The organism is Brevibacterium casei CIP 102111 (assembly GCF_900169275.1).
GTDB lineage: Bacteria > Actinomycetota > Actinomycetes > Actinomycetales > Brevibacteriaceae > Brevibacterium > Brevibacterium casei.
In genome coordinates this window covers 409,353-435,007 of sequence record NZ_FXZC01000003.1, presented here as the reverse complement: position 1 = coordinate 435,007, position 25,655 = coordinate 409,353, and the positions used below count along the sequence as shown (strand labels likewise).

24 protein-coding genes and 1 other RNA gene are annotated in these 25,655 nt (G+C 69.2%); 9 read left to right on the top strand and 16 right to left on the bottom strand.

The features are described 5' to 3' along the window. Positions 1–395: 395 nt before the first annotated feature. Positions 396–755: a DUF779 domain-containing protein gene (locus BC102111_RS09105; RefSeq protein ID WP_227007106.1), complete on the top strand. Its 360-nt coding sequence runs from the start codon at positions 396–398 to the stop codon at positions 753–755. 83 nt (positions 756–838) lie between these two features. Here the strand turns inward: BC102111_RS09105 and BC102111_RS09100 are convergent, their stop codons facing one another. From BC102111_RS09100 to BC102111_RS09075, 6 genes are read right to left on the bottom strand one after another with little or no spacing between them, the layout of a single operon-like run. Continuing rightward, positions 839–2,221 (bottom strand): alkylhydroperoxidase domain protein, encoded by a 1,383-nt coding sequence (locus BC102111_RS09100; protein WP_063249981.1) that lies wholly within the window; start codon positions 2,219–2,221, stop codon positions 839–841. Between the two features lies 1 nt (position 2,222). Beyond that, a complete protein-coding gene (locus BC102111_RS09095) occupies positions 2,223–3,362 on the bottom strand; it encodes a putative FMN-dependent luciferase-like monooxygenase (protein WP_101624134.1) in 1,140 nt (379 codons plus the stop codon). Then, a complete protein-coding gene (locus BC102111_RS09090; protein WP_101624133.1) occupies positions 3,359–5,194 on the bottom strand; it encodes a dipeptide ABC transporter ATP-binding protein in 1,836 nt (611 codons plus the stop codon). Before BC102111_RS09090 ends, BC102111_RS09095 begins: the two co-directional genes overlap by 4 nt. After that, complete coding sequence (locus BC102111_RS09085; RefSeq protein WP_095376081.1) at positions 5,191–6,093, bottom strand: ABC transporter permease; 903 nt, start codon at positions 6,091–6,093, stop codon at positions 5,191–5,193. The genes BC102111_RS09090 and BC102111_RS09085 overlap by 4 nt, the downstream gene beginning before the upstream one ends. After that, positions 6,090–7,319 carry an ABC transporter permease gene (locus BC102111_RS09080; RefSeq protein WP_095376080.1) on the bottom strand — a complete coding sequence of 410 codons (1,230 nt, stop codon included), beginning with the start codon at positions 7,317–7,319 and terminating at the stop codon, positions 6,090–6,092. Before BC102111_RS09080 ends, BC102111_RS09085 begins: the two co-directional genes overlap by 4 nt. Continuing rightward, a complete protein-coding gene (locus BC102111_RS09075) occupies positions 7,319–9,025 on the bottom strand; it encodes a TIGR04028 family ABC transporter substrate-binding protein (protein ID WP_095376079.1) in 1,707 nt (568 codons plus the stop codon). Before BC102111_RS09075 ends, BC102111_RS09080 begins: the two co-directional genes overlap by 1 nt. Before the next feature lie 235 nt (positions 9,026–9,260). Here BC102111_RS09075 and BC102111_RS09070 point away from each other — a divergent pair, with 235 nt between their 5' ends. The 3 genes from BC102111_RS09070 to BC102111_RS09060 are packed head-to-tail and all read left to right on the top strand — an operon-like array spanning position 9,261 to position 11,341. Beyond that, positions 9,261–9,911 (top strand): VOC family protein, encoded by a 651-nt coding sequence (locus BC102111_RS09070; protein ID WP_095376078.1) that lies wholly within the window; start codon positions 9,261–9,263, stop codon positions 9,909–9,911. Continuing rightward, on the top strand, positions 9,908–10,561 hold the full coding sequence (locus tag BC102111_RS09065) for a VOC family protein (protein WP_223290019.1): 654 nt from the start codon (positions 9,908–9,910) through the stop codon (positions 10,559–10,561). The genes BC102111_RS09070 and BC102111_RS09065 overlap by 4 nt, the downstream gene beginning before the upstream one ends. Positions 10,562–10,594: 33 nt before the next feature. Then, positions 10,595–11,341, top strand: a complete 747-nt coding sequence (locus BC102111_RS09060) for a DUF3152 domain-containing protein (RefSeq protein WP_095376076.1) — start codon at positions 10,595–10,597, stop codon at positions 11,339–11,341. A gap of 39 nt (positions 11,342–11,380) precedes the next feature. Here the strand turns inward: BC102111_RS09060 and BC102111_RS09055 are convergent, their stop codons facing one another. After that, positions 11,381–12,007 carry a MerR family transcriptional regulator gene (locus BC102111_RS09055; RefSeq protein WP_101624132.1) on the bottom strand — a complete coding sequence of 209 codons (627 nt, stop codon included), beginning with the start codon at positions 12,005–12,007 and terminating at the stop codon, positions 11,381–11,383. Positions 12,008–12,117: 110 nt separating this feature from the next. On the opposite strand from BC102111_RS09055, the gene BC102111_RS09050 reads away from it, so the two are divergent. Together BC102111_RS09050 and BC102111_RS09045 are read left to right on the top strand one after the other, a co-directional pair. After that, positions 12,118–12,669, top strand: a complete 552-nt coding sequence (locus BC102111_RS09050) for a DUF4188 domain-containing protein (protein WP_197907835.1) — start codon at positions 12,118–12,120, stop codon at positions 12,667–12,669. 138 nt (positions 12,670–12,807) lie between these two features. Beyond that, positions 12,808–15,354, top strand: a complete 2,547-nt coding sequence (locus BC102111_RS09045; RefSeq protein WP_101624131.1) for an ATP-dependent Clp protease ATP-binding subunit — start codon at positions 12,808–12,810, stop codon at positions 15,352–15,354. 434 nt (positions 15,355–15,788) lie between these two features. Here the strand turns inward: BC102111_RS09045 and BC102111_RS09040 are convergent, their stop codons facing one another. The 3 genes from BC102111_RS09040 to BC102111_RS09030 all read right to left on the bottom strand — a co-directional run bounded on the left by BC102111_RS09040 (position 15,789) and on the right by BC102111_RS09030 (position 18,436). Next, the gene (locus tag BC102111_RS09040; RefSeq protein WP_101624130.1) at positions 15,789–16,829 is read right to left on the bottom strand and encodes a metallophosphoesterase family protein; all 1,041 of its coding nucleotides are present in this window, start codon (positions 16,827–16,829) and stop codon (positions 15,789–15,791) included. 104 nt (positions 16,830–16,933) lie between these two features. Then, a complete protein-coding gene (locus BC102111_RS09035) occupies positions 16,934–17,749 on the bottom strand; it encodes a YidC/Oxa1 family membrane protein insertase (RefSeq protein WP_101624129.1) in 816 nt (271 codons plus the stop codon). A gap of 384 nt (positions 17,750–18,133) precedes the next feature. Further along, positions 18,134–18,436 (bottom strand): hypothetical protein, encoded by a 303-nt coding sequence (locus BC102111_RS09030; protein ID WP_009378058.1) that lies wholly within the window; start codon positions 18,434–18,436, stop codon positions 18,134–18,136. Positions 18,437–18,613: 177 nt separating this feature from the next. Between BC102111_RS09030 and BC102111_RS09025 the strand changes: the two genes are divergently transcribed. Together BC102111_RS09025 and BC102111_RS09020 are read left to right on the top strand one after the other, a co-directional pair. Continuing rightward, a complete protein-coding gene (locus BC102111_RS09025; RefSeq protein ID WP_101624128.1) occupies positions 18,614–19,273 on the top strand; it encodes a ClpP family protease in 660 nt (219 codons plus the stop codon). Next, positions 19,270–19,851, top strand: a complete 582-nt coding sequence (locus BC102111_RS09020; RefSeq protein WP_101624127.1) for a ClpP family protease — start codon at positions 19,270–19,272, stop codon at positions 19,849–19,851. Before BC102111_RS09025 ends, BC102111_RS09020 begins: the two co-directional genes overlap by 4 nt. Before the next feature lie 45 nt (positions 19,852–19,896). Here BC102111_RS09020 and BC102111_RS09015 read toward each other — a convergent pair whose 3' ends face one another. Beyond that, the gene (locus tag BC102111_RS09015) at positions 19,897–20,268 is read right to left on the bottom strand and encodes a helix-turn-helix domain-containing protein (RefSeq protein ID WP_101624126.1); all 372 of its coding nucleotides are present in this window, start codon (positions 20,266–20,268) and stop codon (positions 19,897–19,899) included. A 145-nt stretch (positions 20,269–20,413) separates the two neighbouring features. On the opposite strand from BC102111_RS09015, the gene BC102111_RS09010 reads away from it, so the two are divergent. Continuing rightward, positions 20,414–21,442 carry an iron-siderophore ABC transporter substrate-binding protein gene (locus BC102111_RS09010; RefSeq protein WP_095376068.1) on the top strand — a complete coding sequence of 343 codons (1,029 nt, stop codon included), beginning with the start codon at positions 20,414–20,416 and terminating at the stop codon, positions 21,440–21,442. Between the two features lie 8 nt (positions 21,443–21,450). Here BC102111_RS09010 and BC102111_RS09005 read toward each other — a convergent pair whose 3' ends face one another. From BC102111_RS09005 to BC102111_RS08985, 5 genes are all read right to left on the bottom strand, one after another. Further along, positions 21,451–21,942, bottom strand: a complete 492-nt coding sequence (locus tag BC102111_RS09005; protein ID WP_101624125.1) for a GbsR/MarR family transcriptional regulator — start codon at positions 21,940–21,942, stop codon at positions 21,451–21,453. Further along, complete coding sequence (locus BC102111_RS09000; protein WP_101624124.1) at positions 21,942–23,312, bottom strand: L,D-transpeptidase; 1,371 nt, start codon at positions 23,310–23,312, stop codon at positions 21,942–21,944. The genes BC102111_RS09005 and BC102111_RS09000 overlap by 1 nt, the downstream gene beginning before the upstream one ends. A 167-nt stretch (positions 23,313–23,479) precedes the next feature. Then, an RNA gene (gene ffs / locus BC102111_RS08995) (signal recognition particle sRNA small type) lies at positions 23,480–23,575 on the bottom strand. An 80-nt stretch (positions 23,576–23,655) separates the two neighbouring features. Then, complete coding sequence (locus tag BC102111_RS08990; RefSeq protein ID WP_095376065.1) at positions 23,656–25,005, bottom strand: RNA polymerase sigma factor; 1,350 nt, start codon at positions 25,003–25,005, stop codon at positions 23,656–23,658. Continuing rightward, positions 24,969–25,397: a YciI family protein gene (locus tag BC102111_RS08985; RefSeq protein WP_063249865.1), complete on the bottom strand. Its 429-nt coding sequence runs from the start codon at positions 25,395–25,397 to the stop codon at positions 24,969–24,971. Before BC102111_RS08985 ends, BC102111_RS08990 begins: the two co-directional genes overlap by 37 nt. Positions 25,398–25,655: the final 258 nt, after the last annotated feature.

The following is a 25,655-nucleotide window of genomic DNA, read 5'->3' as shown; positions in this document are numbered from 1 at the left end:
AGGCCTAGGCTGGAACGACGGAGTCGGTCGACGGGAGGCTTGTCGCCTGCAGACGAGTCGGCGGTCGTCCGCCGGAGGTGGACTGGGATCGGCGATGAGGAAGTTCGACATCGACCCCATCATTGCGGAGGTGGAGGACAACGGCGCGATCGCGCCGCCTCAGCGATCCGCGAGAACCGGCTCCTGCGACAACCGATGGAGGTCATGTCATGAGCGAACAGATCGACACCGCGAAGGTCGGTGACGACCGGATCCCCGCCGACCGGAGCCCAGCAGAGTCGACGCCCGCTGGCCGCAGCGCACCCGATGAGCACGCCGAGCCAGCCGACCAGACCGCTCCGACCGCACTCGAATCGTCACCGACGATCGAGGGGGAGACGAAGTCCCGGGTGGCGATGACGCAGGCCACGGTCGACCTCCTCGGCGACCTCGTCGCCAAGCACGGTCAGCTGATGTTCCATCAGTCGGGCGGCTGCTGCGACGGCTCCTCGCCGATGTGCTTCCCCGAAGGCGACTTCCTCACCTCCGATGCCGACGTCCTCCTCGGCCACTTCGACCTGCCCCTGCCCGAGGCCGACGCTGACGGCGCCACCACCTCGGGGATCGACTTCTGGATGTCGGCCGAGCAGTTCGCGTACTGGAAGCACACCCACCTCACCGTCGACGTCGTCCCCGGCCGCGGCGCGGGCTTCAGCGTCGAATCCCCGACGGGAAACCGCTTCATCATCCGCTCGACGCTCATGGACGTCGGATAACGGGCGATATCGGGTAGGCAAGCGTCGGACGGGAAGGCGTCGGACAGTGTGCCGGACCGCCGCATCCGGCAGTCCCGCCGCGCCTACCTCGTCTTCCCCGATGCGATGAGCTCGGGCTCTCCCAGGGAGAGCATGAGCCGGTTCGCCCAGTTGAAGAACGCCGCCCCACCGAGGACATCGATGATGTCCGCATCGGTCAGTCCCGCATCCCGCAGCGCCGCCACCCGGTCCGGTCCGAAGGCCGGCGGGGTGAGGCTGAGAGCGACCGAGGCGTCGACGACGGCATCCCACACCGGATCGCCGAGGTGGGACGGCTCATCCGTCCCCGTATCCAACATCTGCTGGACGAGGTCCCGTCGGCCGGACTCCTCGCTCGCCCGGTCCGAGTGGATCGACGCGCAGAACAGGCACCCGTTGAGTCGGGAGGCCGCCGTTGCCGCGAGCTCGCGCTCCGCCCGGCCGAGGCCGTCGCTGACGTTGAAGAAGATGTCGAAGTCGGTCAGGGTGCGCGCCCGCAGCGCCGCCGGATCCCGCGCGAGCAGGCGGAAGTACGGGTTCTTCGCCCGCCCGGCCTCGATGAGGGCATCGCGCTGCGCCTCGGTGAGGTCCGCCTCGGCGACGGGCGCGATCCACGGCACCCAGCCGAGCCCGGACTGCTGGAAGACCTCCGGCCGCGCGAGGTCGGGGTACGTCTTCACCCGGGCCCCCACCTCGGCGAGGGCTGACGACCGCGCTCCGGTTCCGGATCCATCGGCACCCGACCCGGATCCCGCCCCCGAGGACCCTGCCCCGGAGGACCCACCGGCACGCCCATCCGCCGAGGTGAGCGGGCGGGAGGGGATCTGCTCCTCGGCCGCGGCGGGGGCGTGGAGGAGGGCGGCGAGCCCGGCGCTCAACCGGATCTGGAAGTTGAGGAACGAGATCAGCTGGGCGAGAGTGACGATTCCGTCCTCGTCCCAGCCGGCGGCGAGCAGCCTGGCGAGGTCCTCGGGCCCGGCATCGCGGGGATGGAGGACGAGGAGGTGGGCGAATTCGATCCCCGCCGAGGTGACCGGCCCGAGCGTGTCCCGTGCCTTCGCACCGACGCTCAGCCAGGGACCGTTGACGTTCTCTGCGACCAACCTCGCGGATCCGTAGTTCCCGTACGGGCCGCGGACGGGGTTCGTCGCGTCGAGGTCGACGACAGTGTCGTCGAGGAGTTCGGCGATCGCCCACGCCGCAGCTTCGTCCTCGTCGCGCAGCAGGTCCCGGTAGAACTCCTCGCCGGCGGTCGAGCCGAGCAGCCCGGCGGTGAACGCGGCGATGACGTAGCGGTCGCGGTAGGAGAAGTCGCCCGGCTCCTCGGGTTCGAGGAGTGCCTCGAAGCTCAGCTGCGCGTTCTCCTTCGCCTGAGGGCGGTGGTCGCGGAGGCGGTCGAGGGGGTCGCCCTCGGTGAGGCCGGCGAGGAGGTTGATGATGTCGGGCATCTCAGCGCGCCGATCCGGCCGCCGCAGCCCCGAGACCGACAGAGCCGCCGCCGGCGCCGGCTCCAGAGCCAACCCTTGCACCCGCGACTGCACCACCCTCGACCTTCAGCCCGAGCGCCGGAGCGACCTCGGTGGCGAGCAGTTCGATCGAGCGCAGCGTGTGCTCGTTCGTCGCCGGCACCGAGTGGACCTGGAAGCTCACGTCGCTCACCCGCGGCAGCACCCGGTCGGCGGCGAGGCTCTCGATGACCTGCTCGGGCGTGCCGAGGTGGGTGTCGGTCGCGATGAGCAGCTCGTCGAGGCTGAGACCGGAGGTGTCGTAGCCGACAAGGCGGTTCGCCTCGGCGCGCAGGGCGGGTTCGGTAAGTTCGCGCAGCCGGGGGAGATCCTCGGCGTCGGCGACGACCGCGGTGCGCGAGGCGAGGATGCGCGGCTCGACACCGTCGGGCAGCGCGGACAGATAGGTGTCGATGACGGGCAGCTGCACCTCGTCGAGGGTCGCGGAGGTGTTCTCCGCCGGGCGCGGCTGGGTGCGCGAGAGCATGAGCCCGTCCCCGGCTGTTCCCGCGGCACCGGCGCCGACCGCGGAGAACGTCGCCTGCCACAGGCGATCGGCCAGCCCCGGCGCCTGCGGGTAGAGGCGGTAGCCCTCCGGCTGGACGTCCCCGGCAATGAGCGCCTTACCGCCGAGCAGGGTCCTCAGCGCCGCAAGATTGTCGGCGAAGACGGTGCGGCGGTCGTCGAAGGTCGTCCCGAAGGCGGGGAACGACTTGGGGTTGCCGCCCGAGCCGAGCCCGATCTCGAGGCGACCGCCGGAGAGTGCGTCGACGACGGCGGCGTCCTCGGCCACCCGCACCCCGTTCTCCATCGGCAGGGTGATGATCGCGGTGCCGAGCCGGATCCGTGAGGTCCGTGCCGCCGCGTGGGAGAGGAAGACGAGCGGCGAGGGCAGACCGCCCTCGGTCGCGGAGAAGTGGTGCTGGGCGACCCAGGCCGTGGCGAAGCCGAAACGCTCGGCCGTTTCGATCTGCTCGAGCGCGAACCGGTACCGCTGCTCGGCGGGCGCGTCCTCGAGGAGGCGGGTGAAGAACCCGAGCCGGGGGCCGGTCGTGGGCGTGGGGGTGGTGATCGTGTCGGTCATCGTGGATCCCAGCTCTCTGCCGCGGCGAGGGTGCCGGCGGCGGTGGGGTCGGAGGGGGTGGCGGAGTTAGGGGCGGAGGTGTCGAGGAGGCCGGAGGCACCGTGGGCACTCGGGGTGTCCGGGGTGCGGCTTCCCTGGAGCGCGAGCGGGCGGGGGATCGCGTCGAGGAGGGTGCGCGTGTACGCCGTCTGCGGCCGGGTGAAGAGGTCCTCGGTGCGCCCGGACTCGACGAGGTGGCCCCCGGACATCACCGACACCGTGTCCGCGATCTGCCGAACGACGGCGAGATCGTGGGAGATGAAGACATAGGTGAGTCCGAGGTCGTCCTGGAGCTCGCCGAGGAGGCGAAGGATCTGCGCCTGGACCGTGACGTCGAGCGCGGAGACCGCTTCGTCGAAGACGACGAGTTCGGGTCCGGCGATGAGCGCGCGGGCGATCGCCACCCGCTGCAGCTGCCCGCCCGAGAGCTCGCGCGGCCGCCGCTGCACATACGATCCCGGCAGGGCGACCTTCTCGAGGATCGACGCCACCCGCTGCCCGCGGTCGGCGCGGGTGCCGATGCGGAAGTTCCGCAGCGGCTCGGTGAGGATCGCCCCGATCGACTGCTTCGGATCGAGCGCGGAGTAGGGGTTCTGGTGGACGAGCTGGACCGTGCGCCGCAGTTCGCGCAGCCGCCGGCGCCGCTGTCCTCCCTCGCCGAGGCGGGCCGCATCGATCTCGCCGATCCGCACCGACCCGGCCTGCGGGGTGAGGAAGCCGGCGAGTGCCTTGCCCGTTGTCGTCTTCCCCGAGCCGGATTCGCCGACGATGCCGTGCGTCGTCCCGCGGGCGACGGTGAGGGAGACGTCCTCGACGCCGATGACCGGTGCGGGTTCGGCGGCAGTGGTTCCGGCGGCAGGGTCGTCGGTGCGCGCGTAGACCTGTGTGAGGCCCTCGACCGAGACGAACCCGGCAGCCGCCTCGGCGCCCGGACCTGCCGCCTCGGCGCTCGCATCTGTCCGCTCCTTCGGTTCCCTGACCTGCAGGGCCGGGGCGTCGGCGAGCAGGCGCGAGGTGTAGTCGGTGGCTGGACGGGAGAAGATCTCCCCGGCCGGTCCTGCTTCGACGACCCTGCCCGACTGCATGACGACGACGTCGTCGGCCCGTTCCCCGGCGACCGCGAGGTCGTGGGTGATGAGGAGGACACCCATGCCGGTCTCCGCACGCAGTTCGTCGAGGAGGTCGAGGATGCGCTTCTGCACGGTGACGTCGAGCGCCGAGGTCGGTTCGTCGGCGATGAGCAGCCGCGGCCGCAGCGCGATGCCTGCGGCGATGAGCACGCGCTGCCGCATTCCGCCGGAGAGTTCGTGCGGGTACTGGTCGGCTCGCAGCTCAGGACGGTCGATGCCGACGCGCTCGAGGAGGTCGAGGACCTCGGCGCGAGTGGTTCTGGGGTCTGCGCGCCGGTGGATGCGCAGCGCCTCGGCGACGGACTTGCCCACAGTGCGCAGCGGGTTGAGGGAGCTGCCGGGATCCTGGGGGACGTAGCCGATCTGGGCTCCCCGCACATCGCGCCAGGCACGGGGTGACAGGGAGTCGAGTGCCACCTCGCCGAGCTGGATGCTCCCGGCCGTGACCCGCGCGGATTCGGGGAGGAGACCGAGGACGGCGTTCGCCGTCGTCGACTTGCCCGACCCGGATTCGCCGACGACCGCGGTCACGTGTCCGGGGCGGACGGTAAGGTCGAGCCCATCGACCGCAGGGTCACCGGTCCCGCCGCGGTGGGAGTAGTCGACGGTGAGTCCGCGCACGGACAGCAGAGACGCGGTCGGGGGAGCGAGGAGGTCGGTCATGATGTCGCCTTTCGCAGGGTGTTGCCGATCTGGTGAGTGGCGAGCACGATCGCCATGACGACGAGGCCGGGCAGGACCGTCAGCCACCACGCGGTGGCGACGAAGTTGCGGCCCTCGGCGATGATGAGGCCCCATTCGGGAGTCGGTGGCGGCGTGCCGTAGCCGAGGAATCCGAGTGTGGAGATCTGGAGGATCGCCGAGCCGATCTGGAGGACGGCGAGGGTGAGCACCGGCGAGATCGAGTTCGGGAGGATGTGTCGGACGAGCACGGACCAGTAGGTGCCACCGGACCCGTACGCGGCGGCGACGAAGTCGCTCGTATCGATCCGCACGGCCTCGGACCGGGCGAGCCGGGCGAACTGCGCGATTGCGGTGACGCCGACCGCGATCGCCGCGTTGATCGTGCCGAAGCCGAGGACGATGACGATCGAGAGGCTGAGCAGGATCGCGGGGATCGAAAGGAGGACGTCGACGGCGCGCATGAGGACATCGTCGACCCAGCCCCGGCGGGTGCCCGCGATGAGTCCGATGCTTGTGCCGACGAGGAGGCCGACTCCGACCGCGACGAGCGCGGCAAGCAGGGACTGGGAGGCGCCGTAGACGACGCGGGTGAAGACGTCGCGTCCCGTCTGGTCGGTGCCGAACCAGTGCTCGAGGCTCGGGGCGAGCAGTGCCGGCGTCGTCCCGCCGTCGTTGGGGTCGTACTGCGTGAACAGGCCGGGCAGCAGAGCCCAGAGGACCGCGATGAGGAGGACGAGGCCGGAGATGACGGTGGCCGGACCGATGAGCGCACCGGCACTTGAGCGCAGTCGCCCGGAGCCAGGGCGGGGCCGTCGGGAGTTCGGGCGCACGCGTCCGGTGCCCTGCGCTGTGCGCGTGAGGCTGGAGATGAAGCTCATGGGGTCCTCTTTCCGTTCAGGGCTCGGCCCGGCTCGGCCGCGTCCTGGGCAGAGGTGCCGGGTCCGCCGGCGGCAGAACTGTCAGCGGGGCCGACACTGTCAGCGGGACCGACGGCTGAGGGCTCACCCCAGTCGAGGGCGACGCCGACGCTGGACGCGCTCGCCGCCAGCGCCTCCTTCGTCGTGGGATCGGTGGCGGTAACTGCGCTGTGTGCGGTGCTCGAACGAGCGCCGCCTCGACCGCTTCCGCGTCCTGCCCTCGCCGAGGCGGTTCCCGGCTTCCCGCGCAGACGGACGTCGATGACGGGGTAGAGGAGGTCGACGGCGAGGTTGATGACGACGTAGCCGAGCGTGGCGAGAACGACGACGGCGAGCAGGATCGGGTTGTCCCGGTTCGTCACGGCCTGCGCGGTGATCTGGCCGATGCCGTTGCGGCCGAACACGGTCTCGGTGACGACGGCACCGGCGACGAGCTCGCCGAAGACGAGTCCGACGATCGTCAGGCCCGGCAGCAGGGCGTTGCGGGCGACAGTGTGGATGAGGATCCACCGCTCGGACGCGCCCTTGGCGGCGGTGACCTTGACGAAGCCCGCGGCTTTGACCTCGGTGATCGAGCGGATGAGGACCTGCGCGATCGGGGCCGAGAGCGGGACGGCCACGGTGAGCGTGGGGAGGACGAGCGCCTCGGCGGGGGTGGGGGAGACGACGGAGACGATGCCGAGCTGGAAGGAGAAGACCTGGATGAGGAGGATCCCCAGCCAGAACACGGGGATGGAGATGAAGAGGCTCGGCACGGAGTCGACGACCCTGCGCACCCACGCCTGCGGGCCGGTCGCCGGACCGTAGGTTGCGAAGACGGCGATGAGGACGGCGAGGACGACCGCGGTGAGGAAGCCGGAGATGGCAAGGGCGATCGTCGACGGCAGGGCCGCGGCGACGATCGTCGAGACCGCGGCCCCCGTCTGGACGGAGAAGCCGAAGTCGCCGGTGAGGAATCCTCCGAGCGTGATGAGATACCGGGCGAGCAGCGGCTCGTCGGCCCCGGTCTCGGCACGGATCGCCGCGACCTGGTCGGCGGAGAGGCCGAGCGCGGGATCGGCGAAGCGTGCCGTGACGCCGTCGCCTGGGATGACCGAGAGGAGGATGAAGGCCGCGGTGAAGGCGAGGAGGAGGACGAGCACAGCTTGGCCGAGTCGGAGGAGGACATAGCGGAGGTCGATCATCATCAGCTCGCAATCCAGGTGCTGTAGAAGTCGGGACGGCCCACGGGTTCGGTGGTGAAGCCGTGGACGCGGCGACGGAACGCGAAGACCTGGGGCTCCTCGAAGAACGGGAGGACATAGGCCTGGTCGACGAGGTAGTCCTGAACCGCCTCGGCGGCGGCCTGGCGCTTCGTCGTCTCCGGTTCGGAGGCGAGCTCCTCGAGGAGGCGGTCGATCTCGGGATCGACGGTGTCGTCGGCGGCATCGTCACGGCCGGGGGCGTTGAGGAAGACGTCGCGGTTGACCGAGGAGTAGTTCGACCGGAGGTTGTCGTAGTCGGCGCGGGCGACCATCGAGTGGTAGATCTGGATGCGATCGACTTCGAGGGCGTCGAGCGTCTGCTTCGCCTGGTCGCCGGGGTTGATCGACAGGCGCACGCCGACGCGGCGCAGCTGCTGCTGGATGAGCGTCTGGACCTCGTTCGACCGCGGCTGGGGCAGGGCCGTGTTCACGGTCAGCGCGAGCACCTGCCCGTCCTTGACCCGGTACCCGTTCTCGCCGAGGACCCATCCGGCCTCATCAAGGAGGCGGGCCGCCTCGGCGGGGTCGTAGACCCACGACCCCGACTGGTCCTTGTAGCCCATTGCACCCTTCGCGAGGAGGCCGGTGGCCAGCGGGTAGTTCGGGGTGAAGAGCTTGTCGACGATCTCCTGCCGGTCGATCGCCGCGATGAGCGCCTGCCGCACGCGGATGTCGGAGAGCAGGTCCGTGCGGAAGCGGAAGTTGATGCTGTTGTTGATCCCGTTCGTCGCCTTCGCATAGAGGCGCAGCCCCTGCTCCTCGACGCGGGTCTCGTCCGGGGCCTGGACGTCGCGGACCCCGTCGGCCTGACCGGAGAGGACGGCGCCGATGCGCACCGAGTACTCGTTGTTGACCAGGTAGTCGATGCCGTCGAGGTAGGGCCTGCCCTGGTGCTTGAGGTGCGGCGGCGCCCAGTCGTAGTCCTCGCGGGCGCGGACGGAGAGCTTTGTGCCGATCGTCTCCGCGGTGATGCGGAAGGGACCGGCGGTGTGGATCTTCGTCGCCCCGCCGGGTCCGAAGCCCTCGGCGTCGAGGTCGAGGGTGGAGTCGGCGAGGAGCCCCGCGTTCATCGTCGACGTCGCCTGCGCGAAGCCCGGGGACGGGGCGCTGAAGTGGAAGCGGACGCGGCGGTCGTCGAGGACCTCGCTGCGCTCGTAGTTCGAGATCTGCTCGGACACGGGCAGGGTCCGGGCTTCGTCGCCGCGGCCGAAGAGGTCGAAGTTCTTCGCGACGTTCGCCGGTGTCAGCGGCGACCCGTCGGAGTAGGTGACGCCGTCGCGCAGGGTGAACGTGTACTGCGTGGCATCGGCGTTGACCTCGGGCAACTCGGTGGCCAGCCAGGGGTAGAGCTCGAGGGTCTCCGGGTCCTGCCAGAGCAGGCGGGCGGAGATGTTGTTCATGATTCCGCCGTTGGGGTAGAAGCCCACCGACGGCGGGTAGAGCAGCGTCCATGTCTGCGGCTCGAAGTACGTGAGTACGCCTCCGGTCACCGGCGCTCCGTCGGTGAGCGGGTCGGTGTCCGTGGGCGTGCACGCGCTCAGCGTGATGAAGGTGCCGAGTCCGAGGCCGACGCCGAGGATGCTGCGGCGGGTCCGAATCGCCCTCGCCGAGGCGGGGGAGCGGGTCTCCGTCGGGGTGGGGACGGTCATGGGGTGAAGTCCTTCGAGCGGGTGGGAACGCGGAGGATCCCGACAGCGGTGGAGTGACGGTGCAGAGTCGAGCCGATTCGGATCGGAGCTGTTTAGCTCAACAATCGGCGGGCGGCATCAATTCCGGGGAGGCGCACGTCGACGTCCGACATGTGGCGCGCTGTGGGGTCATCTGCATGGAATGAGTCAATCGCACTGGGATATGTGGCGTCAATTCGTGCCTTAATATTGAGACATGCTGCTGCCGCGCGCCTTCGATCACATCGTCATCGCTGTCCCCGATCTCGCTCGATCTGTTGAGCAATGTGAGTCAGTCCTGGGGGTTCGTCCAGTTGAGGGTGGGTCTCATCCCGGCGCCGGGACCGCCAACGCCCTCCTCGGCCTCGAGGTGGCGGGATCTCCGCTCACCCGCGGCTATCTCGAGATCCTCGGCCCCGACCCCGAGCAGGATCCGGCCCTGGCCGAGACCAGGCTCGCCGGGGTCACCGACCCCGTCGTCCAGCGGTGGGCGGTCCACCCGGACGATTTCGACGGCCTCGTCAGGGCCGCTGCGGTCTCGAACGATCCGTCCGTCGACCTCGGCGGGGTCTATGACATGAGCCGGCGGACCCCAGAAGGTGAGGTCCTCGACTGGCGGCTGACGCGGCGGACTCCGCTCGCGCTCGGGGGAGTCCAGCCCTTCCTCATCGATTGGAAGGGCTCACCGCACCCGGCCGAGCAGGACCTGCCGCGGGTCACGCTCGACCAGTTCTGGGCGACGAGCCCCGACCCCGGAGCCGTCCGCGCCGTCCTCGCGGCCCTCGATGCGCGGATCGAGGTCGAGGAGGGTGAGGTCGACGCTCTCCATGTGCGGCTCGAGGGGCCGGGTGGACAATGGATCCTGTGATCCCTGCTCATCTTGACCACCTCGTCGTCACCGTTCCCGACCTCGCTGCCGGGGTCGCCGACTTCGCGCGGGCGACCGGAGTGAGGCCGGTGCCCGGCGGGAGGCACCCGGGGTTCGGGACGGCGAACTTCCTCGTCGGACTCGCCCCGGCCGGGTGGCAGGCGGGAGCGTGCACGTACCTCGAGATCCTCGGCCCCGATCCCGAGCAGGGGCGTCCTGCCGGTGGAACCCTGCCGCTCGATGCGCATCTGGCGACCGCCCCGACCCTGCAGACATGGGCGATCCACCCGCCGGAGTTCGCGGACAGGGTTGCGGCGGCGAACTCCGCGGGCGTCGACATCGGCGAGGTGAGGGACATGTCGCGTGAGACCGCGGACGGCGAGCTGCTCGAGTGGCGGCTGACCTCCCGGGCGCCCCTGCCGGCGGAGGGGACGCAGCCGTTCCTCATCGACTGGGGAGAGTCGACGCACCCCGCCGAGGCGGGCCTGCCGACCGTGGAGCTCCTGTCCCTGCGGGTCGTGTCGCCCGATGTGGGGGCCACACGGCAGGCGCTCGAGGTGCTCGGAGCCGGTGACGCCGTGGTGGTCGCCGGTGAGGCGTATGGGCTGCACGCGGCGCTGCGCGGGCCGGGCGGTCGGCTCGAGTTCTGAGGGCTGTGTCCCGCTCCCCGTTAGACTCGCCCTGTGACTCATCCCCGTTCGCGCGCCGTCCGTGCCGCCTCGGCGCTCGCCGTCCTCACGCTCCTCGCCGGTATCGGCGCGTGTGCACCCGCAGAGGAGCCGACCGAGACGCGGCGGACTCCGCAAACCGTCGAGACGATCGCCGCCCCCTCGGTGACCGAGCCGGCCGAGCCGACCACGGGTCCGACCACCGGGTCGACGCAGGAGGCGGTGAGCGAGGACGACATCGAGATGGAGGGCAGCGGAGAGTGGAAGCGGCCCGCCGAGGAGGTCGGTCCCAACCGTGAGGGCGGCCGGACATTCCAGGTCGCGCTGCGGGTCGAGGACAACCTGCCGATCGACGTCGACGAGGCGGCCGGCTTCATCATCGATACGCTCCAGGACGAGCGCGGCTGGCAGGACATCGACGATGTCTCGATCGAGCTCGTCGAGACGGGCCAGGATGCGATGATCAGCATCGCGAGCCCGAACACCGTCGACGAGATGTGCCTGCCGCTGCGCACCCTCGGCAAGCTCTCGTGCCGCAACGGGCCCAATGTCATCCTCAATGCGAAGCGCTGGGTGAGTGCGACCGAGGAGTTCGACGATCTCACTCAGTACCGGCAGTACCTCATCAACCACGAGGTCGGCCACGCCCTCGGCCACGGACACGAATCGTGCCCGGGTACGGGCGAGACGGCCCCGCTCATGCAGCAGCAGACGAAGGGACTCCAAGGCTGCAAGCCCAACGGCTGGCCGTCTGAAGGTTAGGGGCACAGAGGGTTGAGGGGCACAGGCTCCCCTCAGCCCTCAGCCCTCAGCGCTCGAATCTGCGTCCCTGAACCTCCGGGTCGCGACATCCTGCTGGGCCAGCCGGCGCAGGGCGAGCAGCACGGGTTCGAGGAGCAGAGTGCCGAGCACGGCCTGACGGACGGCCCCGTCGATCTCGTCGGTGGGCACGGTCGCCACCTCCGCCTCGGCGAGGTCATGGATTGTGCGACCGTAGCGAGCGAGCCCGCCGTCGAGGACCTCGACGCCGCCGGCCTCGACGGCGCGCAGAGCGCTCGCAAGCTGGCGGACCTCGACGCTCTCCGGATCCACCGACCATCCGAGTTCGGCGATGAGCGCAAGGGCAGGGCCGTCGTCGGGGGCATCGGCGGGCTCCTGCGCGGTCGCCTCCTGTGCGGCGCCGAGGACGCCGATGAACGTCTCCGGCGGATCGTCGATGACTCCGAGCACGCGCTTCGCCTTCTCGATCGAGAGCCGTGCCGGGCCGAGAAGCGCGCGGATGAGCTCGAGGCGGGCGACGTGCGCCTGGGAGTAGACCGCCTGCGTCGCCGAGGTCCGCTCGCCGGCGGGCAGCAGACCTTCACGCAGGTAGTACTTGATCGTCGCCACCGGCACGTCGCTGCGGCGCGAGAGCTCGGAGATGCGCATGCGGACCTCGTTTCGTTCATCGGAGACGAATGTCGACCGACCCTTGACATTGGAGAGTCAAGGTATCCAATATTGGAGAGTGCAGATATCCATTATGGCAGGGGCGAGCGATGGCGACGACAGCGAACACACCAGAGGCGACTGATCCACCGACCGGCGCAGGCGCGCCGACGAGTTCGCGGCGAGCGGTCCCCGGGCCGGAGAAGCTCACCCACGACTACGACGGCGAGCTCGTCGTCTTCATCATCGGCATGCGGATCCGCCGATGGTGGCGCTTCGACCAGTGGATACCGGTCTTCGCGGCCATGCCGCGGATGCTCGCCGAGCTCTCCGCGGACCCGGACTCGGGAATGCGCGGCTACCGGCTCGTGTTCGATCCCCGTGGGCCCTGGCTCGTCCAGTACTGGGATTCGCTCGAGAAGATCTACAGCTACGCCGCCGCCCCCGAATCCGAGCACCGTCCGGCCTGGACGGCGTTCAACAAGCGGGCCCGCTCGGCGCCGAACGCCGTCGGCGTCTGGCATGAGACGTTCCCCGTCGCCGGGGCCGAGTCGATGTACGTCGGCACGCCGCCGTTGGGCCTCGCGAAGGCCGTCGGCACCCGTCCGGTCGGTCCGCGCAGCGCCCGCGCCCGTGACCGGCAGGCGCGTCGCGACCGGTGAGGGGCCCGCGCCGCAGCGACCGCGGAGACCTCGCTCACGCTCGGATTCGGGCGGGGAATAACCCCGAAGTGATTCTCGTTGATTGGGTCAAAGGACTTAACTGAGTCACCCTGACTCAACTTTCAAGAGGAGGTCACTTTGGCTAACTTCTTCGGACCTTCCAGCGGCGGCGAGGGCTCGTTCGACGAGTTCCTCGCCCGCTACCTGCAGGGTCAGAACACCCCACGTCAGGGCCGTTCCGTCGACATCAACCGGCTGCTGTCCAAGCGCACCCGGGAGGTCGTCGACGGTGCCGCCGCCCTGTCCCGCGGTCGCGGCCAGGAAGAGGTCGACGCGCTGCACCTGCTGCGCGTCATGGTCGAATCCGAGCACGGCTCGGCGTCGCTGCGTCAGATGGGCGCCGACCCCGAGGCGATCGTGACCGCGATCGACGAACGACTGCCCGAGGCAGCCGAATCACGCACCGGCGACGGTGCGCCCACGCTCACGGGCGCTGCCCAGAAGGCACTGCTCGACGCCTACCAGGTGGCACGTGCTTTCGGATCGACCTACGTTGACCCCGAGCACGTGTTCTTCGCCTTCGTCCTCAACCAGGAGATGCCCGCCGGGCGGATCCTCGCGCAGGCCGGGGTCACCCAGGCCACGCTGCAGGCCGGTGCTCAGGCCGCCGAGGCGAAGCAGAATGCGAACGCCTCCGGTGAGACCGGTGGTGAGGAGTCGATGCTCGAGAAGTTCGGCACCGACCTCACCGCGCTCGCCGCTGAGGGTCGGCTCGACCCGGTCATCGGCCGCGGCGACGAGATCGAGGAGACCATCGAGATCCTCGCTCGCCGGACGAAGAACAACCCCGTTCTCATCGGCGAAGCCGGCGTCGGCAAGACCGCGATCGCCGAAGGCCTCGCCCAGGCGATCGAGTCCGGTGAGATCCCCGCGCAGCTGCAGGGCAAGCGCGTCATCGCCCTCGACATGCCCGGCATGCTCGCCGGCACCCGCTACCGCGGTGACTTCGAGGAACGACTGACCAACACGCTCGACGAGATCGCCGCCGACGGCGACACGATCGTCTTCGTCGACGAGCTCCACACGCTCGTCGGCGCCGGCGGCAACGGCGAATCGAACTCGATGGACGCCGGCAACATCCTCAAGCCGAGGCTCGCCCGCGGAGATCTCCACCTCCTCGGCGCGACGACGCTGCGGGAGTTCCGGACCATCGAGAAGGACTCGGCACTCGCCCGCCGGTTCCAGCCGGTCATGGTCGGGGAGCCGAGCATCGAGGACGCCGTGACGATCCTCGACGGCCTCTCCGGTCGCTACGCCGACCACCACGGCGTCACCTACGACGCCGAGGCGATCCGGGCAGCGGTCGAACTCTCGCACCGCTACATCACCGACCGGTACCTGCCGGACAAGGCGATCGACCTCATCGATCAGGCCGGAGCGCGGCTCTCGCTCAAGCGCGGACCCGTCGTCGACACCTCGGCGCTGCGGACGCGTCTCGGCGAGCTCGAAGCGGAGAAGAACTCCGCGATAGCCGCCGAGCACTACGAGCGGGCCGGGGAGATCCGTGACGAGATCTCCGCCCTGACGGATCAGCTCGAAGCCGTCCTCGGCTCAGCGGCCGCCTCGGCGAAAGAGGGCGGCGACCGCGTCGTCGATGCCGAGCAGATCGCTGCCGTCGTGTCCCGGGCGACCGGGATCCCCGCGTCGTCCATGACGCAGGAGACGAAGATCCGCCTCGCCGGGCTCGAGGACATGCTCCACGAGCGCGTCGTTGGTCAGGACGACGCCGTGACCGCGGTGTCGAAGGCCATCCGCCGGTCGCAGACCGGCATGGGCGACCCGCAGCGGCCGATCGGCAGCTTCCTCTTCCTCGGCCCCACGGGCGTAGGCAAGACGGAGCTGGCGAAGGCCCTCGCTGCGACCCTGTTCGATGACGAGGCGGCGATGATCCGCTTCGACATGAGCGAGTTCGGGGAACGGCACACCGTGTCGCGTCTCGTCGGCGCCCCTCCCGGCTACGTCGGCTACGACGAGGCCGGACAGCTCACCGAGCAGGTGCGCAGGCGCCCGTATTCGGTCATCCTCCTCGACGAGGTCGAGAAGGCGCACCCGGATGCGTTCAACCTGCTCCTCCAGGTCCTCGACGACGGTCGGCTCACCGACGGTCAGGGTCGGACGGTCGACTTCCGCAACACCGTCATCATCATGACCTCGAACCTCGGGTCCGAGTTCATCGGCCAGAGCACCCCGCTGGGCTTCACCTCGGCGGATGCGACGGTCACGGACAAGGATCTGCGCGCCAAGGTCAAGGGCCGGCTCAAGGAGGTCATGCGTCCCGAGTTCCTCAACCGGATCGACGAGACCGTGATGTTCTCCCGGCTCGATCGCACGCAGCTGCGTGAGATCGTCCGCCTTCAGCTCGAGCTCTCGATCGAGCGGCTCTCCCGTCAGGGGATCGCGCTCGAGATCACCGAGGAGGCCGTGGACTTCCTCGCCGAGGCGGGCTACGAGCCCGAGTTCGGTGCCCGTCCGCTGCGTCGGGTGATCCAGCGCGAGCTCGACGACCGGATCGCCGACATCCTCGTGACCGAGGCCGTCGCCGAGGGCGGCACCGTCGAGGTCTCCGTCTCCGACGGTGAGCTCGTCGTCGCCCCGCGAGAGGAGCGCGCGCCGCTCGCCGCGTGAGGCAGGCGGCGTGAGGCTGGCCGCGTGCGGCTGGCTGCGCGAGGCTGGCCGCGTGCCGTCAGGCGTGTGAGGCTGAGCGCGCGAGGTCAGGCATTTGAGGTCGGCCGCGTGAGGTAGGCCATGCGAGCGCCTGACCAGCGGCGTTCCTCGAGCATCGTGTGTGACTGCACGGCCAGTGCCCGGGTGGGAAGCAGATTCCCACCCGGGCACTGTGCTGTCTGGGCACCGAGTGCTGTCTCGGCGGAGCGCACTCTGGGAGCGATCGCGGCGAGTACGTCACCGACGCGGTGAACCGACACGAACGCGGTGAACCGACACGACGCAGATTACCGACGCGGTGGTCCGACATATACGCGGTCTGCTAACCGCGTATATGTCGGACCACCGCGTCGGTGTCGTGAGGCCGCACCCCGCCGAGGCCGCACCCCGCCGACTCAGGCGAGCGGAACCGTGATCTCCTTCATCCACGCCTTGCGCTTGAAGTCACGTGCGCGGACCGTCACGGAGTCGTCCGAGACCTCGACCTGGAGTCCCTGGTTGAACCCGCCGGGCACACTCTTCTCGCCGCCGGTTCCGTTGTCGGTGTAGCCGGTCTCGATCGCGCCGGTGTTGAAGACATTGAAGCCGGAGAGGTTGCCCGAGGAGGGCACGACGCGTCGCGTGTACCAGTCGGAGAGCTCGAGGTCCCAGTGCGTGTGTCCGGAGAAGAGGAAGACGTTCTTGTACGGCCCGAGCAGGTCGAGGAGACGATCGGACTGCAGGTAGTTCGAGAGGTAGAGTTTGTTCCTCGTCCCGGAGACCGTGTTCGGCAGCGGGTGGTGGGTGATGATCATGATCGGCTTGTTCCGCCGGTTCCAGTAGTCGAGGCGATCCTCGAGCCACGAGAACTGCTTGTCGCTCATCCAGACCTCGTCCCAGAGCTTCTCGTCGTGGTACCGCATGTAGCGTTCGGTGCCGATCGCGAGCACAGGGATGCCGCCGAAGCTGAACTCCTCGTAGATCGAGTTGCGGCCGGCGAAGTTGTAGAACGACTTGAACAGCGAGTCCTCGACGACGTCGTTGGGCCACGTGTCCTGGGACAGCGTGTTCGGGTCCTTGTACTTGGGAACGTAGAACTCGTGGTTGCCGATCGCCCACGCCACCGTGCCGGGGGACGTGTGCTTGTCCATGCGCTTGCGCACGTTCGCGTACTCGAAGTCGTATCCGCGAGGGGTGATGTCGCCGGCGATCGCGAGGCCGGCGCTGCCCGGGTTGATCTTGGCCATATCGTCGAGTGCGACGCCGAAGTCCCCGAGGTCGCCCTGGATGTCGGAGATGACGTTGAAGGTCGTCACCTGGCCCTTGTCGCGGCCCCGGCCGCGGCCCCTTCCCTTGCCGTTGCCTCCCGGTTTCGCCGAGGCGGGTGCTGCCAAGCCGAGCGATGCGCCGAGGGCGCCGACGCCGGCGGTGGTGATGAGTGTGCGTCTGTTGACCATGGCGTCACGATAGGGGCGCCACACAGAGGCGAAGTGTCCGCTCGGTTGACCGGACCTGAACCGGGGAGTTCAAGTCGAGTTCATGTCGGTCACCTCAGGACCAACTACAGTTCACGTGGCGCGCCGGTGTGATCGACCCCGAGGGCGCGGTTGATGACCAACCGTTCGCCGAGCGTCCACGCCGTCGTCGTCAGGAGGTAGAGGGTCGCTGCGAGCGGCACGAAGGCGGCGATGACCGCGGTGATGAACGGCATGAAGCTGAGCATCCTCGTCATCTGCGTGAGATCGGGCATCGTTCCCTGACCGGGTCCTGAGCCCGCCGAGGCGGCCCTCCCTGAGGCTGTCGCCGCCGTCTCGGGGATGGGTGGGGTGAGCAGGTGCCGGGAGAGGCCGGCGATGACGGCGATGAGGATGATGAGGACCGCGAACAGCGTTCCCGAGACCCACGTCAGCGACCCCGAGCCGATGAGCCCGACGAGGCTCGAGCTCAGCGGGATCCCGAAGAGCGTGTGGCCGAGCAGCTCGTTGGCCTGTCCGCCGATCGTCGCCTGGACGAAGAGGCCGTAGACGGCCATGAGGACGGGCGTCTGTGCGAGCACCGGCAGGCACCCGGCGAACGGGGAGGCGTTCTCCTCCCGGTAGAGCGCCATGAGCTTCTCCTGGAGCACCTGCTGGTTGTTCCGGTGCTTGGTCTGGAGCTCGGCGATCTTCGGGGCCAGACGCCGGCGGGTGATGCCGGCCCTGACCTGGGAGAGCCCGACGGGGATGAGGAGGCAGCGGACGGCGAGCGTGAGCACGACGATCGCCAGTGCGGCACCGTTCGCGCCGGCGAGCGGTGCGAGCATGTCGCTCAGGGTGGTGACGAGCCAATAGGCACCGCCGAGGAGGAGGCGGATGGGCAGGAAGTCGTAGATGTTCATGGTGAGGTCCTTCGCGAGGTGGTGGGGTGGAGGAGTTCACCTGAATGACGGGGCAGTGACCTCGAGAGAGGCGAGCCCCGACCCGGCTGCGGTCGTGGACCGGAGATCCTCGAGTGAGTTCTGCAGGGCGGGACGGGTGCGTCCGCGGAGCCGGCCCAGGCAGAGAGGCGTTGCCGGAGGCAGAGACGCGGTCGGCCAGCAGTCGGTCAGCGACGGAGCGACATGTCCGCACGGGCCGAGCCGAGAGAGCCAGTCAGCCCGTTCGCCGGTCTCGCCGCTGCTGATCGCACACGAGCAAGCGGCTCCGATGCGAAGTCAGCGACCGGCGGCACGATCAGCGGCCGGCGGCATGTCTGCGTGAGTACTCTCCGGCAGGGTCGTCGTTCAGGCGTGAGCGCGAAGGACGAACGAGGGGGCTCTGGCCAAAGACGTGCCGGGAGTGCCCGGGGCCTCCGGGAGGAGGACGTCACGGACGAGGCCGGGTTCGCGGCGTCGCCACGGACCGTGCGGGGCCAGGGAGAGGACCCGGACGAGGGCGCTGCTCACCCAGGCTCCGGCGGGGGAGAGGAGAGCGGCGCCGAGGAGGACGAGGACGAGAAGATGCGCCGGGGACTGCGGAAGGACCGCGTCAAGATCGGCGCTGAGCACGACGACGATGAGCTGGATCGCCATCCACAGACTCAGCATCGCACCCGCCTCTCACTCATCGTTGGGCTTCGATGCTATCACCCGGACCTGACGGAACCGCGCAGCTCAGACTCCGTCATCGTCGCCTCACGGCAGCGCCGTCTGCTCACAGCAGTGCCGCGCCGCTCACGGCAGAAACGCATTCCGCCAGGGTCCGGCCGGTGCCAGGGTGGGCACATGTCCACACACACTGCTCCGCCGGCCTGGACCGATGACGAGAGCCCCACCGCGACCACCGTCCCCGAATCCCACCGGATGCTCTACGCGTACCGCTCCGTCGTATTCAACGGCGAACTCCGCGACGACAACGGCATGGAGATCGTCTCCCGCCTCACCCTGCTCTCCGCAGAGGATCCCGACGCCGACATCTTCCTCTGGATCAACTCCCCGGGCGGTTCGGTGCCGATGATGCATGCGATCGCCGACGTCATCGCGACCCTGCCCAACGATGTCGTCACGGTCGCGTTCGGGTGGGCCGCCTCGGCGGGGCAGTTCGTCCTCACCCTCGGCACCCCCGGGAAACGGCTCGCCCTGCCCCACGCCCGCATCCTCCTCCACCAGGGATCGTCGGGGATCGGGGGTGCGGCCGCCGACATCGAGCTCCAGGGCAGCGACCTCCGCGCGGTCCGCGACTCCGTCCTCACCCGGATCGCCGAGGCGACGGGCCAGGACTACGACCGGATCTTCGCCGATTCCCTCCGTGACCGGTGGTTCTCCGCCGAGGCGGCCCTGAGGTACGGTCTCATCGACCGGATCGTCGACTCCCCGTCCGATCTCTTCGCCCCGATGGGGACCGGGCGACCGTTCGGGCTGAGCAAGGTGGGGGTCCGGTCATGAGCCAGTACACGATTCCCCACGTCATCGACCGCTCGGGTGGGAGCGAGAGGATCGTCGACGTCTACTCGCACCTGCTCGGCAATCGGATCATCTACCTCGGCGTCCCGATCGACGACGGGGTCGCGAACACGGTCATCGCCCAGCTCCTCCACCTCGACTCCTCGAGCCACGAGCTGCCGATTCATATGTACATCAACTCCCCGGGCGGCTCGCTCACCGCAATGACCGCCGTCTACGATGCGATGCGCCACGTCGGATCGCCTGTGGCCACGACGTGCGTGGGGCAGGCCGTCGCGGATGCCGCGGTGCTGCTCGCCGGGGGAGAGCCCGGACAGCGGTCGATGCTCGCCCACGCGCGGGTCGTGCTGCGTCAACCCCACGCCGAGGGGGCGCGGGGGACGATTCCCGACCTCATCGTCGCCGCCGACGAGATCGTCAGGCAGCGCCGTGAGGTCGAGGGGATGCTCGCTGCTGACACCGGGCGCAGCCCTGAGCAGATCCACGCCGACCTCGACCGGGATCTCGTCCTCGACGCCGAGGCGGCGAAGGCGTTCGGCCTCGTCGATCAGATCGTCTGACGACGGCGCTCGCCCGGACCGCCCAACGGCGGGCGTGCGCGACGCTCAGGCGGCGAGGGCGAGCATCGCCTGGCCGGTCGGGCGGAAGTCCGCCGTCCGCGCGGGGCCGCGGAGGTGTGGGCCCGGCGCCGACGCGAGGGCGCCCAGGTTCGCGAGCTGCAGGGATCCCTGTTCGGTGTCGGCGGCGGCGAGGACGAGGACCTGGGGCAGGGCGAGACCGAGGACGTCGGCGATCGCCTCGATGACCTCCGACGACGGGTCCTTGAGGCCGCGTTCGATCTCCGAGAGGTATTGGGTCGAGACTCCGGAACGGCGGGACACCTCGGCGAGAGTGAGGCCGAGTTCGGTCCGACGCACACGGACGACGCGGCCCAGGGCCTGACGCCACAGCCGCGGCGGGGGCGGGGATGCTCTCATGCTGTGAGCCTAGAGCGGGCGGGCACGGGGAGCGAGCCTTTCCGCTGTGAGCAGAGGCGAGATTTCAAAACTTCTGAAAAGTTAAGTTAGGCTGTCCTTGTCAAAGTTCCGGCCGGGTTCCGGTCACCCCGACGAAAGGGCAGGGATGTCGCTCAACTTCGTGCGTCGCACCATCGCCGCAGGCACGATCATCGCGCTCGCACTCACCGCGAGCGCCTGCAGCCCGGATACGCCGACCGAGGAGTCCTCGGGCTCCGGCGACTTCACCCCGGTGACGATCGAGCACGCCCTCGGCAAGGCGGTCATCGAATCGGAGCCCGAACGCGTCGTCACCCTCGGCCAGGGGTCGACGGAGACGGCGATCGCCCTGGGCAAGACCCCCGTCGGGATGGAGGAGTACGCGTGGGGCAGCGACGACACGGGCTACATGCCGTGGATCTACGAGGCGGTCCAGGAACGCGGCGACGAGCTGCCCGAGCAGTTCCAGGGCGATACCGAACTCGACGTCGAGAAGATCGCCGAACTCGCTCCCGACGTCATCCTCGCGCCGTGGTCGGGCATCACCCCCGAGCAGTACAAACAGCTCGATCAGATCGCTCCGACCGTCGCCTACCCTGAGCAGCCGTGGACGATCAAGTGGGACGAGCAGATCACGACGATCGGCAAGGCGCTCGGTCAGGAGGACGAGTCGAAGAAGCTCGTCGATGACGTGAAGAAGCAGCTCGACGACGCCAAGCGCGAGGAGTACAAGGACCTCACCTTCTCCTTCATCTACAACTCCGGACCCGGTACGCTCGGCGTCTTCTACCCGCAGGAGCAGCGCGTCGCGATGGTCTCCGCGCTCGGCCTCACGCCCGACCCGGTCATCGAGGATCTGCGCAAGGAGTACGACGCCCCGGGCACTGACTCCGCGCTCATCGGCCTCGAGAACGCCGACAAGCTGAACGACTCCGACCTCATCTTCACCTTCTACTCCGACGAGAAGAACCGGAAGGAGATCGAGTCGCAGGGCGTCTACGCGAACATTCCGGCGATCAAGGCCGGCGCCGTCGTCGCACCCGAGGACCAGCCGTTCGTCACCGGGTCCTCGATCATCAATCCGCTCACAGTGCCCTGGGCGCTCGAGCGCTACGTGCCGATGATCGACGAGGCCGTGAAGAAGCTCGACAGGTAGGGCTGAGCTCACTCCCGGTTGCGGCGCAGGCGCTCCCTGTGGCGTGACCACGCGGCGGCAAGGTCCACGTCGTCGATGAGCCAGGACATGTAGTCGTGCATGTTCGTCACCCGGGCATGGGCATCCGTGCCCGGGTCGACGTGCATGAGCGCGGCCGTGGCGAGTTCGCGCTGAGCGCGGAGGTAGGCGTACTCGCGTTCGAGGAAGCCCGCCCACACGTCGGCGTCCATGACGAATCCGTCCGCCCGCGAACCCGGCCGTCGGACCCGGCGGACGAAGCCTGCGTCGATGAGGCGCCTCGTCGCCGTCGACACCGTGCCCGTGCTGATGCCGAGCGTGTCTGAGAGCTCGGCGGCGCTCACCCCGCCGGAGGAGTCGAGGAGCAGGTAGCCGGCGATGCGACCTTCGAGCGCCGAGGCCCCCGACATCGCCCACAGTGTGCCGAAGCGGACGGCGAACTCGACGCGGAAGTCCCCGTCGTCGTGCGGTCGCGTCGTCATCAGCTCAGCGCGCTCATCTTCTTCCAGTCCTCCCAGTCGTAGACCCAGTCCGAGATGTCGCTGTCCTCGGTCGAGAGGTCGACCGAGGAGTCCTTGACGATGACGGGGTCGCCGTAGATCGCGGAGTCGTAGTACTCCTTCGCGCGCTTCGTCGTGAGGTTGATGCAGCCGTGGGAGACGTTCTGCGAGCCCTGCACACCCGCCGACCACGGTGCCGCATGGACGAACTCGCCGTTGTTGTGGATGCGCACGGCCCACTTCACCGGGGTCGTGTACCCCCACCGGGCCGAGGTCATCGTGTAGTCCGAGTGCTTCGACATGACGACGTGGACGCCGTTGTACGACGGTGCCTTCGCCGATCCGAGCGAGGTCGGGAAGTCCATGACTTCCTTGCCGTCGCGGGTGACGACCATGCGGTGGGTCTTCGCGCTCGCCTCGGTGATCTGCTCCCGCCCGATCTCGAAGTCGAGAGTGAGGTCGTTCTCACCGACCCGCCCCTTCGCGGTGGGCACGTTCTTCAGCGGCGCGTCGACGGAGACCTTCGAATGCGCCGGCCAGTACTCCTTGGGGCGGAAGTGCAGGCGCGACTGCGGATCGTCGGGCAGCCACGCCCACGAGCCCTCGACCTCGCGCTTCTTCCCGTCCATGTCCGTGACATCGACGCTGAGACGGTGCTCGACGTCGTCGCGGTACTTCTTCTCCACGGTCGATCCGAAGCTGAGGATGATCGGGGCGGCGACCCCCACGGTCTGGTCGTCGGAGAGGACGGTGCGCACCGCCATCGGATCGCCGTCGGAGTCATCGACCGTCGCCGAGGCGGTGAAGTCGTGGTCCTTCCCGTCCGGGGTCGTCGCGGTGGCCGTGACCTCGTAGGTGCTCGAGGCGACGAGGTCGAACTCCGAGACCCACGACGCAGACCCGTCGGGCGCGGGGACCGTCGCGTCGTCGGCGGGATCCTCGGCCTCGATGACGGTGCCCGCCTCGTCGAAGAACGTTCCGGGATCGGCGCTGACGCGCGGGTGGTCGGTGTCGGTGATCGTCACGTCCTTGAGGGTGGCGCCCTCGACGCTCAGACTGATCCGCTTGCCCGCCTTGACGTCGACGGACGATCCCGACGCGACGGTCTCACCGGTCGGTGCCTGGCTGGGGTCTGCGGTCGCGCTGGGACTCTCGGTCGCCTCGGCGTCGGTCCCCTCAGACGTTTCGGTGTCGTCGACGGCACCGACGCGGAAGGTCGGGGCGGGGGAGGCCTCGGTGGTGGCGGAGTCCTTCCGGGTGGCATCGGGATCGGAATTCGTCGGAGTGCAGGCGGCCAGCAGCGCCAGTGCTGAGACAGCGGCGACTGCTCCGGTGGATTTCAGACGTGACAAATCGGGGACCTCGTTCGCAGGACGGGAGCGGGGAGCACGCACAATGCTAGGAAAGCCACATCTCGAAACTATGACGGATGTTGTCTCGCGCTCATGGATGCGGCCGGCGGATCGGCTCTGACCTGGGGAATCAGTCGGAGAGGGAGTTGCCGAATCGTGATCTGGGCAAAGAGGACTCCCCGTGCACCCGCCAGAGCTCGCTTACCCTTGCTGCCTTCCGGCCCTGGGGGAGTTCACAAGATGACGCCGCACGGGGAGCCATCGACCAGTCTAGGCGAGAGCGACGCCGGGGGACAAAATGAGCGGGTGCGAGGTCGCTCACGACTGCGCGGTGAGCCGGCGCTCACCCCTGCGCATCGACGACTGCGGCATCTGCCCCACCGAGCCGCCGGGCCTTCCCACGCAGCACCTCACGCTCGCGCTCATTCGTCGCCAGCTCCGCGGCCCGTGTGAACTCCGCAACCGCCTCGGCGTCCCGGCCGAGCCTCGCGAGAAGCTCGCCGCGGACGCTGGGGACGAGGTGGAAGCGGGCGAGCTCATCGGCGATCCCGCTGTCGTCAAGGAGGCGCAGGCCCGCGGCCGGACCGTCGGCCTCGGCGATCGCGATGATCCGGTTGAGCCTCGTCACCGGCGAGGGCGCGAGCGCCTCGAGGTCGGCGTAGAGAGCGGCGATGCGCACCCAGTCGGTGTCGGCGAAGCGGCGGGCCGAGGAGTGGACGCCGGCGATCTGAGCCTGCACCGTGTAGGAACCTCGCCGCTCGCGCAGCCCCAGCGCCGTTGTCAGCGAAGCCTCGCCGAGGCGGATGAGCGACCGGTCCCACCGGGACCGGTCCTGATCGGCGAGCAGCACCGGCTCACGCCCCGGCCCGAGCCTGGCGGGGAAGCGGGCCGCGGTGAACGCCATGAGGGCGACGAGTCCGTGGACCTCGGGTTCGCGGGGGAGGAGGCCCGCGGTGATGCGGGTCAGCCGCAGCGCGTCCATCGAGAGCTCCGGTCGCATCCAGTCCCGGCCCGCGGTCGCGACATGCCCTTCGGAGAAGAGGAGGTAGAGGACGGAGAGGACGGCGGAAAGTCGGGCCGGCCACTCGTCGGCGGGTGGGAGTGCGAAGGGGACATCGGCCGCGGCGAGCGCCTTCTTCGCCCGGACGATGCGCTGCTGGATCGTAGAGACCGGGACGAGGAAGGCGCGGGCGATCTCCTCGCTGGTCAGGCCCCCGACGACGCGCAGAGTGAGCGCGAGCTGAGCCTCCCGGCGCAGGACGGGATGACAGGAGATGAAGACGAGCCGGAGGACGTCGTCGTCGATGGCATCGGGATCCCAGGGCAGTGCGTCCGAACCCGAGACCTGCTCATCCTCGAGGCTGCGCCCGAGTGCTGCGATGCGCTCATCGAAGCGCTCACGCCGCCGCCACGCGTCGATCGCACGTCGCTTCGCCACGATCATCAGCCATCCGGCGGGATTCGCCGGCACCCCGGACTCCGGCCACGCTGCCAGGGCCTCGGACAGCGCCTCCTGCGCAAGATCCTCGGCGAACCCGAAATCGCCGACGTGGCGGGTGAGGGAGGCGACGATCTTCGCCCCCTCGATCCGCCACGTCGCCGCGATCACCCGGGCCACCGCCTCGGCGGGGTCCGGATGACCGGGGCCGGTCGGGGTCACGATGTCCCGCCGACCTTCCCCTCGGCGATCCATTCCTGCTCCTTCTGGATCCATTCGTTGTCCTGCGGGAAGTCCTCGGGACCGGTCACCCGACGGATCTCGATCTGGGATCCGACCCCGAGCGGAGCCCGCTTGGCCCATTCGATCGCCTCCTCCTGCGAGGGCACCTCGAGGATCCAGAAGCCGTTGAACAGCTCCCGCAACTCGCCGTAGGGGCCGTCGGTGACGACGGGATCGTCCTCGCCGAAGTCGACGACCGCGCCCTCGGAGGCGTCGGTGAGTCCGGCCCCATCGGCGAGGACTCCGGCGTTGACCATCTGCTCGTTGTAGGCGCCCATGGCGGCGATGATCTCGTTGAAGTCGGCCTTTTCGAACGCGTCCACGGCGGCCTGGTCGACGGTGCGCATGATGAGCATGTACTTCATGATGACTCCTGTGTCAGGGGTGTCGGAGGATCCCGGGCGGGACCCTCTCATGCACTGCGTCGAACAAGCGTATGCCGGATCGACACCTTCCCGGATCTTTTTTCGCCGGGGCGGTCGGCGGCTGCTCCGCCCGCGTGGACCGGGGGTCCGCCGAGGTGGTCGGGTTCTCCCCGCCGACGACGAGGGGATCTCCCTGCTGTGACGGTGGGGAAAGCCGCCCACCTGCGGATCGAGACCACAGTGTTATGGCCTCGTGAC

Bases quoted from the DNA above. Each gene is read 5' to 3' on its own strand.
- BC102111_RS09085 (WP_095376081.1), bottom strand. From the start codon at position 6,093: ATGAGCTTCATCTCCAGCCTCACGCGCACAGCGCAGGGCACCGGACGC.
- BC102111_RS09100 (WP_063249981.1), bottom strand. From the start codon at position 2,221: ATGCCCGACATCATCAACCTCCTCGCCGGCCTCACCGAGGGCGACCCC.
- BC102111_RS09075 (WP_095376079.1), bottom strand. From the start codon at position 9,025: ATGACCGTCCCCACCCCGACGGAGACCCGCTCCCCCGCCTCGGCGAGG.
- BC102111_RS09040 (WP_101624130.1), bottom strand. From the start codon at position 16,829: ATGGTCAACAGACGCACACTCATCACCACCGCCGGCGTCGGCGCCCTC.
- BC102111_RS09015 (WP_101624126.1), bottom strand. From the start codon at position 20,268: ATGAGAGCATCCCCGCCCCCGCCGCGGCTGTGGCGTCAGGCCCTGGGC.
- BC102111_RS09090 (WP_101624133.1), bottom strand. From the start codon at position 5,194: ATGACCGACCTCCTCGCTCCCCCGACCGCGTCTCTGCTGTCCGTGCGC.
- BC102111_RS09030 (WP_009378058.1), bottom strand. From the start codon at position 18,436: ATGCTGAGTCTGTGGATGGCGATCCAGCTCATCGTCGTCGTGCTCAGC.
- BC102111_RS09050 (WP_197907835.1), top strand. From the start codon at position 12,118: ATGGCGACGACAGCGAACACACCAGAGGCGACTGATCCACCGACCGGC.
- BC102111_RS09020 (WP_101624127.1), top strand. From the start codon at position 19,270: ATGAGCCAGTACACGATTCCCCACGTCATCGACCGCTCGGGTGGGAGC.
- BC102111_RS09035 (WP_101624129.1), bottom strand. From the start codon at position 17,749: ATGAACATCTACGACTTCCTGCCCATCCGCCTCCTCCTCGGCGGTGCC.
- BC102111_RS09070 (WP_095376078.1), top strand. From the start codon at position 9,261: ATGCTGCTGCCGCGCGCCTTCGATCACATCGTCATCGCTGTCCCCGAT.
- BC102111_RS09095 (WP_101624134.1), bottom strand. From the start codon at position 3,362: ATGACCGACACGATCACCACCCCCACGCCCACGACCGGCCCCCGGCTC.
- BC102111_RS08985 (WP_063249865.1), bottom strand. From the start codon at position 25,397: ATGAAGTACATGCTCATCATGCGCACCGTCGACCAGGCCGCCGTGGAC.
- BC102111_RS09080 (WP_095376080.1), bottom strand. From the start codon at position 7,319: ATGATGATCGACCTCCGCTATGTCCTCCTCCGACTCGGCCAAGCTGTG.
- BC102111_RS09105 (WP_227007106.1), top strand. From the start codon at position 396: ATGACGCAGGCCACGGTCGACCTCCTCGGCGACCTCGTCGCCAAGCAC.
- BC102111_RS09010 (WP_095376068.1), top strand. From the start codon at position 20,414: ATGTCGCTCAACTTCGTGCGTCGCACCATCGCCGCAGGCACGATCATC.
- BC102111_RS08990 (WP_095376065.1), bottom strand. From the start codon at position 25,005: ATGGATCGCCGAGGGGAAGGTCGGCGGGACATCGTGACCCCGACCGGC.
- BC102111_RS09025 (WP_101624128.1), top strand. From the start codon at position 18,614: ATGTCCACACACACTGCTCCGCCGGCCTGGACCGATGACGAGAGCCCC.
- BC102111_RS09055 (WP_101624132.1), bottom strand. From the start codon at position 12,007: ATGCGCATCTCCGAGCTCTCGCGCCGCAGCGACGTGCCGGTGGCGACG.
- BC102111_RS09005 (WP_101624125.1), bottom strand. From the start codon at position 21,942: ATGACGACGCGACCGCACGACGACGGGGACTTCCGCGTCGAGTTCGCC.